Source organism: Nostoc sp. FACHB-152 (assembly GCF_014697475.1).
GTDB lineage: Bacteria > Cyanobacteriota > Cyanobacteriia > Cyanobacteriales > Nostocaceae > Nostoc_B.
Genome location: NZ_JACJRV010000036.1, coordinates 17,132 through 29,906 on the forward strand (window position 1 = coordinate 17,132; position 12,775 = coordinate 29,906).

A 12,775-nucleotide genomic window follows, 5' to 3' on the forward strand; every position below is an offset into this window, starting at 1 on the left:
ATAATTAGCTTTGTACTTAAGTATAAGGCTAATTATATTTAAGTTGCCTTCAGAAATAGTATTCCTACCGACAAAACCCTCTCCCCTGCGGTTTCAATATGGTTCGGTTAAGCATTTTTAACTTGTAATCTGGTTTTGGGAAAAGGTGAGCCAGCGACGGGTTCGTAGGGGAGCCACTGCGTTGGACGGGTTTCCCGGCTTGAAGCACGTGGCGTGGTTTCCACGCCAGTTCTCTCAAGTCGGCAGAGCCGCCCACGAGACTGGCTTCCCATGAGCGACTGGCGTTAGCGAGCTTGCGAACGTCACCCCGAAGGGGTTAAAGGTTTTCTTCTACTTTTTCCCCTTCCCCTTTCCCCTTTCCCCTTTAACCGAAAACGATATTACCTACCACGATCGCGTTCTAAATCTTCAATCACTTTTTGCATACACCACTCTTCTGGCATTCCTGGATAATAATCTTGTTTTTGGTCAATTAATCTTTGGGCAATTTCCCAATAACCGCCAACTAAGCGCAAAAGTTTTTGGCGTAATAATTCATACTTTTGCTTTTTAGTTTCAGGATAAGCTGTCTGAATTTTTTGCAGGCTGTCTAAAACTAGTTGATAATTATCCCAATCTTCTTGTTCACAAAAAATACTAGCTGCACTTTGATAATCTTTGACGGCACTTTGCATTTCTTCGAGTAATGTATAAGCAATGCCGCGATTGTAGTAAGCTTGGGCATCATCAGAGTTAATTTTTAGGGCTTGATTATAATCTTGAATTGCCCCAAGATAATTACCCATTGCTCGATAGACATTCCCTCTGGCAACATAAATTAAGGTGTCTTGGGGTTGCATTTCGAGTGCTTGGTTCAAATCTGCGATCGCACCTTGATGATCTCCCAACAAAGCACGGGCTTTACCTCGATTACGATAAACAATGGCATCTTGAAAATTTAGCAGCAGTGCTTGGTTAAAGTCAGCTATTGCCTCACGATAATTCCCCATTTTGCAACGCACTACGCCCCGGCAGCAATAAGCTTGAGCATCCTGGGGATCTGCTTGTAATACCCAGTTTAAATCTGCGATCGCTTCTTTTGTATCTCCCTTTTCGGCTTTGTCTAATAGTTGCGTAAAATAATCTTGGGTTGAGATGATGGGTGCAGTTGCAGAATTTTGGGGTTGCACTGCTGGTTTGGCTGGAGGTTGTATCTGTTTAATCTTTTCTAGACAAAGACGACAATTTTCTTTATCTTTTTGCTGTAAATATAATTCTGCCGCTTGTTTAAAACTAGTTATCGCATCTTGAATAAATCCTTGTTTGCGTCTGATCATCCCTCGCAAGCTATAAGCTGCGGCGTAATTACTCCGCAAGGAAATTGCACGTTCCACATCTTCTAACGCGCCAGGTAAATTTTTCAGTGCTACCCTCGCCAATGCACGACTGTAGTAAGCCTCAACAAACTTAGAATCAATATTTAATGCGGCGGTGTAGTCAGAAACAGCTTGGAGAATTTGTCCTGAGTCGTAATAGGCTAAACCTCTTTGCAGAAAAGCCTCAGTATCATAAGGCGCAACCTGCAAAACTTGGCTAAAATCTGCGATCGCCCCAGCATAATCTTTTTGCTTGGCTTTGTCTAACCCCTTTAAATAGAGTTCGTGATGATTCATGGCGTTTGTTTGCACCGTCACTCAGACTCAGTTCCCATTGTCGGGTATACCTGACTAACTTGCCACCATCATCTCTAAAGAGTTTAATCCAGCTTTCTGGAAAGCCAAAAATCATCAGTTCTTCTGTGCCATCTCTTTTTTGTCTTCTCATATCTCTAATTTGCTACCTTTGTTATTGGTATCTTGTTTCGGAAACCTAACTGTAACTTTAGTTCCCTGCGCTACTTGACTAGACAAATTAATACTACCGCGATGTAATTCTACACAAGCTTTAGTAATTACTAAACCCAAACCTGTTCCCGGTATTGTGTCTACATTACTCCCACGACTAAAGGATTTGAACAAGTTTTCGTGATCTTCTATTGGAATGCCAATACCTTCATCTTGAATTTCTAGTAGGATTTCTGATTCTTGTCCGTTCAGTTGAACTTCTATATTCCCACCTTCTGGGGAATATTTAATAGCATTAGATAATAAATTTAAAAGTATTTGCCGTAAAAGTCCGCGATCGCCCCAAAAACCTTGATAATTTCCTGTTACCTTCAAAATTAATTGATGGTGATTTCCTAACATTTCTTGCTGTTCTTCGATGATTTCGGAAATAAATTGCAGTAAATCTAAAGGCTGCGGCTTAAATTTGGTTTTGTCTAGTTCTAGTTGATGAACTAACAGCAAATTATCCACAAGTTTCGACATATGCCTAGCTTTTTGCTCAATAATTTGCAGAAATCTATTTTTTTTCGACTCATCCAGTCGTGTGCCGTGTTGCTTGATAGTTGATGCGGCCGCCAAGATAGAAGCTAAGGGTGTGCGGTACTCGTGAGAAACTGTTGTGATAATTTGCGATCTAAATTCGTTGAGTTGTTTTTCCTTGGCTAATGCGGCTTGAGTCATTGCCAAAAGTTCAGCTTGTTGAATGGCGATCGCTAATTGGACTGATACTTGATTGAGAATCTCTACTTCATCAGCTGGCCATAGTCTGTCTTGAGAACTAGGTTGAGCAATCAAAAATCCCCAAAGTTTCGGGTTAGGGTTACTGTTGTGATTTAAATTAATCGGAACTACCAAATTTGCCTGAGGATTTAGTTGCTCTTTTTGGTGAAAGCAGAAATGACTCAAACTCGCTTCATAGTTACGCGAAATTCTATGTCTATATCGCCAAAGATGATTTTCACCAAGATTGCTGTAAGCCACAACTAAGCTTTTTTGTTTAGTTGTGGTTGAACTATGAGCTATCTGTGTGATGACGCTGGTTTCTGGTTGGTAGCGAATATCCCAGAAGCAATCGCATTTTTGCTGAGGCTCACCAGATGATGCCACTATCTTACCACCCAAATCAGAAGTAAATTGATAGATGATTACGCGATCGCACTTTAAAAGTTGCTGTACCTCAACTACAGCAGTATGCAAAATTTCTTCTAAATTTAAAGACTGGCGAATGCGTAATGCTGTCGTGGCAATTAAACGCTGTCGTTCTTGAGTTTTGCTGAGTTTAACTTTTAGGCAAGATTGTTTAATCGCATTGCGAACTGCTAATTGCAATACATCCGGTTGGAGGTGCTGCTTGACTAAATAATCATGTGCGCCTTGCTTCATAGCTTGCACTGCTACTGCTTCATCACCACGCCCAGTCAACATAATTATGGATACAGGGCGTTCAAATTTACACTTTTTCAGGCGTTCCAGCAAATCTAAACCACTCATATCAGGCAGGCAAAAATCCAGCACAATCACATCGCAGTGCATTGCTTGACACAATGCCAGCCCTTCTTCCGCAGAATCTGCCTCGAAAATCTGATATGAATTTTGAGGATCTTTTAATAGGTATCGACGATAAATTTTCCGATCCTCGGCACAATCATCAATGATGAGTAGCGTCCAGGTGTCCGGCATATTACAAATTAGGGAGAATATTTACACTCCTTCATCAAGCATCCCATGCCTGACGGCAATTATTAACTAAATATTACAAAAATATAAATAAAATATTAATTTTCCATACCGTTGCCAAAATAAGAGTATGAAGAGGATGTTTCCTTAGCTATACGGCTTTTTGGGGCTGTCTGTTTCCCTACACCCTACACCCCACACCCGCCGCAACGGGGCTTGGTGAGCTACAAAAGTGCGATCGCATCTACAAGTACTTTTAATCAAGTTAGTCAATCTAGCATTGGTGAATGATTGGCATTTTTACTTCCTCACAAGTTCCTCAATATCTTTATTGTAAATTTAGTCTGAAAATAAAATCACTTAACATCCTGACTGTTTAACTCTACTCATATAAAGCTCTGAGAATGAAGGAAAAAAATCTGCTCAGTAGTTTTTTCTTCTTCTCACGGGTGAACTCCTAATTATTAGTAGAAGGAGGAAAAGAAGGTGAATATCAAACAATTCTTGAACTCAAATAGGTGGATTATCCTAACAGGAATTCTGTTTGGTACATTGGGGACACTAGCCGTCAACTGGGGAAATCCACCAAATATGGGTATTTGTGCAGCCTGTTTTTTGCGGGATACGGCTGGTGCGCTGCAACTACACCACAACCCTATGGCACAATACATCCGTCCGGAAATCATTGGATTTGTCTTAGGGGCATTTGGCATTTCTATGGCGATGGGAGAATGGCGATCGCGTGGGGGTTCTTCTCCCATTCTTCGCTTTTTCTTAGGTGCGTTCGTCATGATTGGCGTGCTGGTGTTTTTAGGGTGTCCCATTCGAGTCATACTTCGCATTGCTGGAGGTGACCTCAATGGTGCGATCGCGCTAGCTGGATTCGTGACCGGAATCGGAACGGGGACATTCTTCTTGAAGCAAGGTTTTTCGCTGGGGAGTAACACTAATCAAGTTCCAGTGGTAGGATTAATAGCGCCCTTGATGACAGTGGGCTTGCTGATCCTGCTGGTCAGCCGTCCTGCTTTCATTGCCTTCAGTACAGCCGGGCCTGGCGCTCAACATACACCACTGCTTCTCGGTCTGGGATTGGGATTATTGGTTGGTGTGATGGTACAGCGTACTCGATTTTGTTCGATTGGAGCATGGCGAGATATCTTTTTGGTCAAAGATTTCCAATTGTTCAGTGGTGTTGCAACTTTCTTAATAGCGGCTCTGTTCACTAACTATATAGCTGGAAATTTCAGTCCAACTGGCATTGGCTATCACTGGGGCTTCACTCACCAACCAATCGCACTGCCGATGACACACTGGAGTGAATATGTCTGGACGTTCCTGAGTCTGGCTTTAGTGGGTTTAGCTGGAACTTTTCTAGAAGGTTGCCCACTGCGAAACTTAATCCGCGCTGGTGAGGGTGATACCGATGCTACCTTTACAATCCTCGGTTATTTTGCAGGGGCGGCGATCGCCCATCGTCTACCCATCGCCTCTAGCCCAGCAGGTTTGGGAAGTTGGGGGCCAATGGCTGTCCTCTTCGGGCTTGCCTTCTGTCTAGTTTTGGGGTTCCTGCAACTGAGAAGTATGCAACCTCAAGCTCAACCTCAAAAACAGATGTTTGCAGGAGATGGGATAATTATCTTCCCTGATGTTGCCTCAGCCATGAAAGCAGAAAAGGCAATTCAAATAACTGGGTATGATGTGAAGCTAGTTGCGCCTCCTCCTGAACTGCGAATGGGTTGCGATCTAGCACTAGAAATTAGTTTAGTGCAGCAGCAAGGTATTGAACGGTTGTTGCAGGATCGAAGTCTTACCTATGTCAAAATCCTGCCTATCAGCAAAGGAAGTACCCGGATGTGCGAAATTGTCAAAGTCACTGATTTTGGTCAGTGGGTGATGGTGAAAGCCGGGAATATGAAACTTTCCTATGAGAAGGAAACAGGAGCGATCGTTAACATATCTGGTGGAGGGTGTCCGGATATTCCGTATCTCCATGCTGAAATGGTAGATAAACCTCTCAATCAGGCTCCTCATCCACGAGACTTGGGCTATACCCTCTGTGCGACAATGCTGCAACGTGCTTACGAAGAGTCCCTTCAGCTTGAAAAAGGAGGAATCTAACTATGCTACTCCTGTTTGGTAGTATCCCCGATCCATCCTTACCACTGACATTGGGTGCAGTTCAACGGGATGGGGATGTACTGGTGGCAGAAGGACGCAGATTCTCTCGCACTCAAGGAACGGGTGCGATGATCAGTGCCGCCTTAGCTGTCACTACAAGTTTAGGTTTAGATCCACCCTATGCTCTAGTTGCAGGTGATATTGGAGATGGCAAAGGCACCAAGGCACTGTTTCAATATCTGACCCAAAACATTGTTGCCCTCTCGCCGCAAGTACTGACTCTGCACTATTGTCTACCGATCATGGGACTGTTGAAAAAACTCTGTGAAGCCATTCAAAGCTGTCCTCAACGACCCATTATGATTGCCGATGCTGGGGGAATGTATGCAGCGAAAGGAGCCGGGTTAGCGCAAGAGTTTGACATTTTCACACCAGATACCTGCGAAATCGCGTTTTTGGCTGACCCGCAAGCCACCCATCCAGCGTATATTTCCCATCACTTGTTTGCCTCGGATGCCAGTGCTGTTCCTGAGCAAATTAAGGCAGCATTCCAACTCAACAGTGCTGCAAAACTTTTGCTGGTTAAAGGCAAAACTGACTATGTAGCGATCGCTGGGCAGATTGTGGACAAGATTGATCAACCTAATGTTCCCACCTTAGAAGCAATTGGGGGAACAGGAGATACCATTACGGGTTTAGTTTCAGCGCTCGTCTATGCTGGATTGAGCCACAAAGAAGCGGCCGTTATGGCTTGTCGGATTAACCGCATCGCCGGACAAATGGTTCAACCAACCCCTGCAACCAAAGTTAGACAGGTTGTAGATCAATTCCCAATAGTCTTAGCACAATACTACAGCCAATGGACTCCACCACTGGCAGTTCAGCATATCTGACGATATCAGCTGAGACTTTCGCTTTGGAGCAGATAGCGATTAACTTTCGAGATTAGCCATTGAATCAGCAAAGTTTACACAGACCTAATTAAAGAAGGAGTATGGTATGCAAGTCCAACAACCCATTTATCCCAACCCTCCACTAGCAGCAGCACACTCTAATCTAGGAACCGTGTTGTATCAACAAGGGCAATTCGAGGAGGCGATCTTAGAATTCAAACGGGCAATCAGCCTCGATCCAGAGATAGCGGAAGTGCATTCTAATCTGGGGCTTGCCCTTTACCGTCAGGGCAGACTAGAATCAGCAGTGACGGCGTTTGAGCAAGCAATCCAACTCAACCCTAATTGCGTTGATGCTCACTACAATTTAGGAGTCGTCCTGTGCCAACAAGATAAATGGGAAGAAGCAGCAGTTGCATTCCGTCAAGCGATTCGCCTCAATTTTGGATTAGCCGATGCACACGACAATTTAGGGGTAGTCTTGTATCAGCAAGGTCAAGTAGATGAGGCGATTGCTGAATTTCGTAAAGCCGTTCCCCTCGATCCTTATCTGGCAGAAACTCACCACAATTTAGGATTGGCTTTAGCTACACAAGGTAATGAACAAGAAGCGATCGCAGAACTAAATATGGCAGAGCAATTACATGAATGATACGAGTACTTTGGATAGAAGTTAAAAGGCCTGCGCGATCGTACTCCTCTGGAAGTTAAAGCGCGCCGATCTTGATTGTGTATACACTCAATTTCGTATAATGTCATGAGAAAAACCTGCCTGTAATATTGACTAATACCAGAATCACAGGCAGGTTGAAAACAACTATAAAATAGATAGACGCAATCTTTAACTAACTGGAATAGGTTGACCGCTAGACAGAATCAAAGGGAAATTATGGACATTAGGAGCGTGCATTGCACTTATACCAAGATTGGCACGGTTCAGCATATCAGCGTCGGTTCTAATTACTTCACCCCGACTATCTAAGATGGAATGATTAAAGTTCAAGCCATTGATATTAAATGCCATCGAACATACACCCATCGCTGCGAACCAAATACCTACAGTTGGTAATGCTGCTAATAACAAATGGAAAGCACGATGATTTTTGCTAGCAAAGGGAGGAATCAATAACCGTCCCAAGAAGCCATAGTGTCCTGCCAAGTAATTGTAGGTGGCTTTCTGCCGACCCAACTTATATCCGGCATTAATTGATTCATTTTCATCGGTATTCCGAATTAGCGTTGAAGTCACCAAAGAACCATGCAAAGAACTCAATAGTGCGCCCCCGAATACACCTGATACACCCAACATATGTAACGGGTGCATCAGGATATTGTGATCTCCTTGGAAAGCCAACATAAAGTGGAAAGTTCCAGCAATTCCCAAAGGTAAACCATCAGAAAAACTACCTTGGCCAATGGGATAAACTAGCAAAACTGAAGTAGCGGCGATGACAGGTGCAGAATAGGCAATTGCTATCCAGGGGCGTATTCCCAAACGATAGCTCAGTTCCCAAAATCGCCCTAAGAAACACCAAATACCAATGAGAAAATGCAGCACAATCAATTGATATGGCCCACCATTGTAGAGCCATTCATCGATTGAAGCAGCTTCCCACATAGGATAAAAGTGCAAACCAATGGCAGCAGATGTCGGCACAACTGCGGCTGTAATTAAGTTATTACCCTCCATCAGTGAACCCATGATTGGCTCACGTATGCCATCCATATCTACGCTGGGAGCGGCAATAAAAGCCAAGATAAAGCAGGTGGTAGCAGCCAGCAAGCTGGGAATCATCAACACACCAAACCAGCCAATATAAATCCGATTTTCTGTGCTAGTAATCCATCTGCAAAAACTATCCCATAAATCAAAAAAATTAAATTCTTTTTGGCGTTGAACAATGGTACTCATAGTCTGTACCTCCTAAGCAATTCCAAGTTAAAATTTTTACCACTACTTGTTGCAGATGTCTATGTTTTTTACTTGGTCTGTACTTTGTTGCAAATATAGATTCTGGCGATAATATACGACCCATCTACAACACAAGTAGTATAAAAAAGGCGATGAATTTTCAAGCTAATTAATGCAACATCTGAGCATCTATACCTTGAAGTTAAAAAAAGAATTTGAGGAACTTGTGAGGATTTTTCCAAATCTTACTTTACAAGTTCTTCAAGTTTTTAACCTAACTTAAAAACAAGGTTAGACAGCTAAAAAGTATGAGTTACAATACGATGTCTACGACGAGCTATGCCTACGCGATTGGTTATGGTAATGAGTTGCGTAGTGATGATGGCATTGGTCAACTAGTAGCTAGGGCGTTACATCTGACATACAGGCGAGCCGCGATCGCTTAATTTGAAATCGAGAATTACTAGCGATCGCTTAATTTTTTAACTGGTTAGAAGCAAATCACCCAGAGTTCGTAGTTAACTAACTTTTATGCCTATAAATTATTGACAAATGCTTGATAATCTAACTCTGTCCTGATAGGGCTAGATTCAAAACTCACTGTGAGGAATTTCTTAATTTGTTATGTTCTTCTTGAGTAACCCGGTACACTTCTTTGTCCATCATGTGAATTTCATACTCTGCTTCTTTTCCAGGGAAAAACAAAAATCCTGGCTGTTCTTCTTCCACTTCTACTATTTCAGAAATCGCATCGGGATTTATCTCAACATGAACGCCTTTTGTAGTTTTTACTTCTACAGGTTCCATGCCCCCCTCCTTGCTATTGAAGTAGCTTGATGAATAATATTCGTAGATTAATACTATTACAATTACAACTTACTTACTCAAACTAGCAAAAATACTTAATGCTTCATCAATAGCAGATAAAGTACCGAAGCGTGAAAGCAGCATATTTATATTGCATCCTAACGCTGACATGATGGTGACTACCACCGATATGTTGTAAGCAACTGAAAATCCAGGAATTATTAAATTAGATGTGCGCGATCGCTAAACACTATCTATTAACAAACTAGTATTATTTAAAGCCACGTCCAGTATGTGGAACATGGATAAGTTCTTTCGGTTTGTGAGTCACATAAATATTACTTTCTAGTTCTGCTTTCTCTTCTTCCTGCTTCGCAAAAGCACCTGACTGAGTGAGGTCTTGAATCAGTTCATCAATTTTGTACAATTTGTGCTGTTGATTTGCGATTTGTGAGAGAAATTAAGCCTTGGGTTAATCGCACCAGTTGAGCGATTCGGAAGGCAGAAGCGATCGCTCCCTCATGTAAGCCATCACCAAGGTAAGCTCCTGCATGATAGGTGTTGTTCTCGCCATTAGTGGCAATTACTTCATCTCGGTATCTCAAAGATTCAGTGGTATACAATGGAGTGTGATGTTCCTGAATGTGAATGAGGCGATCGCGTGCAATTAACTCCTCTAGTTGGAAAGAGAGAAAATAATTTGGTGGCGATAAGATGTCACAAGTCTGATTCAGGTAACTGTTATAACCCCATCGGCTTTCTGCCTGAAAAAAATCAAATTCTGAGGGTCGTTTAATGCCATAGCGGGCGTACATGGAACTATCTGTATGCAGTAAGGTAGTTGCATAATTGGCTTTCCAGGCAGAAAACCGTTTAATTTCTGCATCAGTTGGGTCTGCTAACAGTGCCATCACTTGGTCGGGCGGTGTAGCAAAAACAACTTTATCAAACTCCATAATTTCACCCGTCTTTCGCACAATTTTCACACCATCCGAGGTTCGGGAAATCCGGTCAATCTCTACATTCAGCAAAACCTCTCCCTGAAATCGCGCCAGAATTTTTTCAATGTAAGAATACACACCGCCTTTAATCCTGACCCAGTTGACTGCGACATCGTTGAGTAAAACAGGCATCGCCAATTCTGCCGGAAAATCATCAATCAATTCTAACGGCATTGAATAGCTATACATGATTAGCAATTTTAGCCAAGTATTGCGAGGACAGGGGCGTTTCAAGTATTGCGACAAAGGCTGATTGTAGAAATCTTGCTGGTGAGCAAATTGCATTCTTAGCCAGAATCCAGCAGAACGGGCATAAAGGGTATCGAGGCGTAAATATTCGCTCAGACGGCGAATACCTGTGAAGTTCTTCTGGATGGTGACTCTTGATAGATAGTGGCTACCATTTTTGAAAAACATTGCTGAACCCATATTTACGGGTTCTAGTTCCACCCCTAACTCTTCCATGAGGGCGATGAAGTTGTGGAACACAGTCGGAAATTCCAGAACTCCATTTTCTAAAATTTCATTACAATCGGATTGATTCGGCTGAACGTTCTTATTTAGTGTCCGAATATGTCCACCTAAAGTAGATTGCCGTTCAAACACAGTTACATGATGCCCTTGTTTATCGAGTAGATAAGCTGTCACCATGCCACTGGCTCCTCCCCCAACGATCGCAATTCTCATGATTTACCTCTCACTTATTAGATAAAGTGTGTAGGCGTAGCCCGTCGTAGACATCGCCTGTTTAGCCATACGCCAAACTATATGAAAAACGTAGACGCGGAGCGGTAGCGACGTAGGAGCGTCAGGGCTTGCCGCAGGCTACCGCAAAGGACACAAAGAAAGAAAATTTGGTGCAGCTTCTCAAAGAATTGGTATTAGCCTAAAATCACGTCGCCCGATAACCGTTGATACAGCAGTGCGCCTGTCCAAAAAGTGGCAGCAAAGCCCGGATAGCCAGATGAGGCGTTGCAGAAATAAAAATGATTCAGTGAGGTTTCGTGATTCAGTCGCCCCAGACCCATATTGCGCGGTGTCAAACTAGAGCCGTAGGAATTCCCATTAGGACACCAGCAAAAACGCTCATTGGTAGTAGGACTACCCGTGATGTGGAAGACCATGTGTTTTCTAAAGTTCGGTACATAGTTTTTTTCCACAACATCGAGGATGGAGTCTAAGATTTCTTGCTTTTTCTGGTTGTAAGCTTTGCGATCGCTTTCCCGTAATTCCTGGAAGTATTTGTAATTGGCAACAGTGAGGAATTCCACAATCTGGCAGTCTTCTGGGCAATCCCGACTTGCTGTAGTCAATAAAGTGGGCGTTGTGATAGCAAAACTAGGATTAGAAAAATCATTGCGATCGTACATCTGCGCGAAGGCTTCATTTAGATCGTGATGCCCTGTATGAAAGAGATTCCACTTGCCAAATCCATATTCTCGGAGGTCGATATCTTTGACGACGCAATAAGCCATGTAGTTAGATGCCGAATATTCATAATTGAGTTTTCGACGCACGCTTTTAGAAAACTGCGATTCCCCGATCATCTTGGCGGCTTTTTTGGGGTCAATATTGCAAATTACGGTGTCACCTGTAAATTCATGGGTTTGATGGGTGGTGAGATCCATCGCCTGAACTCCTGTAACGGTTCTGTCTGTGACTCTAAAATTCGTAACTTCCTGGTTGAGAAGCACCTGTCCCCCATGTGATTCGATGACATTGACCAACGAATTAATCACATACTCAAAATGCTGGGTTGGGTAAAATGCGCCCGCTTGATAACCTCGAAACAATATAACCCAAGCATAGAAAGAGAGTTGATTGGGAGGCAGCAAAAAATCAGGCCATTGCAGGGCTAATAAAGTTTGAGCAGCTTGAGGTAGCTGAAATTTATCAAAGACATCCTGAAGTGTGCTGTTGAGATACTGGATGGCACACAATACCTCATTTGAATGTTTGAGCAGTTCAATTGGCTTGAGCGGTGGAGAGAGTTTTTTCAAACCTGCACCAGTCTTTTCTACTTCGTTGACGAATTGGCAAATGCGATTCTCTGATCGAGAGGCTTCGCCAACGCCATGAGCCGGAAACAGATTAGATAATCGCTGGATCAGTTCTTCTGGCTTTGAGGGAATATCTAACGCATACTCTGGCATTCGCATATGATCAAAGCCTTCCGAATCATAACGTTCAAAAGTTACTTCTTGCTCTAATCCTAGTTTTTTGAGTACCCGATTGACGGTTTGCCCTTCACCGCAGTCCCAGACATAGTGAAATTGAGCGTTAAACGTATACTTTTTAGCCATTGTAAACGTATGCCCAAAGCCTCCGGGATGCTCATGGGCTTCGAGAATTTGCACACTCTTGCCAGAGTTTGCCATCAAAGCACCAAAGACTAATGCTGATAAACCACTACCGACAATCAAGTAATCAGGTTTCATAAGAGAGTTCCTCGAACAATAAAAATCTGAGTTACAGCAGGTACTAGGCAACAGGCAATAGGCA

At 42.9% G+C, this 12,775-nt stretch carries 13 protein-coding genes; 4 read left to right on the forward strand and 9 right to left on the reverse strand.

Translation table 11 applies throughout. The features are described from left to right. Nucleotides 1–107: 107 nt before the first annotated feature. The 4 genes from H6G76_RS21305 to H6G76_RS21320 all read right to left on the reverse strand — a co-directional run bounded on the left by H6G76_RS21305 (nt 108) and on the right by H6G76_RS21320 (nt 3,545). On the reverse strand, nt 108–272 hold the full coding sequence (locus tag H6G76_RS21305; protein WP_190705167.1) for a hypothetical protein: 165 nt from the start codon (nt 270–272) through the stop codon (nt 108–110). A 108-nt stretch (nt 273–380) separates the two neighbouring features. Then, on the reverse strand, nt 381–1,652 hold the full coding sequence (locus H6G76_RS21310) for a tetratricopeptide repeat protein (RefSeq protein ID WP_190705170.1): 1,272 nt from the start codon (nt 1,650–1,652) through the stop codon (nt 381–383). After that, on the reverse strand, nt 1,573–1,803 hold the full coding sequence (locus H6G76_RS21315) for a hypothetical protein (RefSeq protein WP_190705173.1): 231 nt from the start codon (nt 1,801–1,803) through the stop codon (nt 1,573–1,575). The genes H6G76_RS21310 and H6G76_RS21315 overlap by 80 nt, the downstream gene beginning before the upstream one ends. Further along, nucleotides 1,800–3,545, reverse strand: coding sequence for an ATP-binding protein (locus tag H6G76_RS21320; protein WP_190705176.1), 1,746 nt, complete (start codon nt 3,543–3,545; stop codon nt 1,800–1,802). The genes H6G76_RS21315 and H6G76_RS21320 overlap by 4 nt, the downstream gene beginning before the upstream one ends. A 483-nt stretch (nt 3,546–4,028) precedes the next feature. Here H6G76_RS21320 and yedE point away from each other — a divergent pair, with 483 nt between their 5' ends. From yedE to H6G76_RS21335, 3 genes are all read left to right on the forward strand, one after another. Continuing rightward, on the forward strand, nt 4,029–5,660 hold the full coding sequence (gene yedE / locus H6G76_RS21325; protein WP_190705179.1) for a YedE family putative selenium transporter: 1,632 nt from the start codon (nt 4,029–4,031) through the stop codon (nt 5,658–5,660). A 2-nt stretch (nt 5,661–5,662) separates the two neighbouring features. Further along, a complete protein-coding gene (locus tag H6G76_RS21330) occupies nt 5,663–6,553 on the forward strand; it encodes an NAD(P)H-hydrate dehydratase (protein ID WP_190705182.1) in 891 nt (296 codons plus the stop codon). Nucleotides 6,554–6,659: 106 nt separating this feature from the next. Further along, nucleotides 6,660–7,205 carry a tetratricopeptide repeat protein gene (locus H6G76_RS21335; protein WP_190705185.1) on the forward strand — a complete coding sequence of 182 codons (546 nt, stop codon included), beginning with the start codon at nt 6,660–6,662 and terminating at the stop codon, nt 7,203–7,205. Between the two features lie 189 nt (nt 7,206–7,394). On the opposite strand, the gene H6G76_RS21340 is transcribed toward H6G76_RS21335, so the two are convergent. Continuing rightward, nucleotides 7,395–8,465 carry a Photosystem Q(B) protein 1 gene (locus H6G76_RS21340; protein ID WP_190705188.1) on the reverse strand — a complete coding sequence of 357 codons (1,071 nt, stop codon included), beginning with the start codon at nt 8,463–8,465 and terminating at the stop codon, nt 7,395–7,397. A 308-nt stretch (nt 8,466–8,773) separates the two neighbouring features. Here H6G76_RS21340 and H6G76_RS21345 point away from each other — a divergent pair, with 308 nt between their 5' ends. Continuing rightward, nucleotides 8,774–8,911 (forward strand): hypothetical protein, encoded by a 138-nt coding sequence (locus H6G76_RS21345; RefSeq protein ID WP_190705282.1) that lies wholly within the window; start codon nt 8,774–8,776, stop codon nt 8,909–8,911. Between the two features lie 151 nt (nt 8,912–9,062). On the opposite strand, the gene H6G76_RS21350 is transcribed toward H6G76_RS21345, so the two are convergent. From H6G76_RS21350 to H6G76_RS21365, 4 genes are all read right to left on the reverse strand, one after another. After that, complete coding sequence (locus H6G76_RS21350) at nt 9,063–9,272, reverse strand: hypothetical protein (RefSeq protein WP_190705191.1); 210 nt, start codon at nt 9,270–9,272, stop codon at nt 9,063–9,065. Between the two features lie 271 nt (nt 9,273–9,543). Continuing rightward, entirely contained in the window at nt 9,544–9,699 is a 156-nt protein-coding gene (locus H6G76_RS21355) for a hypothetical protein (protein WP_190705193.1), read from the reverse strand. Beyond that, nucleotides 9,686–10,960: an FAD-dependent oxidoreductase gene (locus H6G76_RS21360; protein WP_190705196.1), complete on the reverse strand. Its 1,275-nt coding sequence runs from the start codon at nt 10,958–10,960 to the stop codon at nt 9,686–9,688. The genes H6G76_RS21355 and H6G76_RS21360 overlap by 14 nt, the downstream gene beginning before the upstream one ends. 194 nt (nt 10,961–11,154) lie before the next feature. Next, a complete protein-coding gene (locus tag H6G76_RS21365; RefSeq protein ID WP_190705199.1) occupies nt 11,155–12,711 on the reverse strand; it encodes an NAD(P)/FAD-dependent oxidoreductase in 1,557 nt (518 codons plus the stop codon). Between the last annotated feature and the right edge of the window lie 64 nt (nt 12,712–12,775).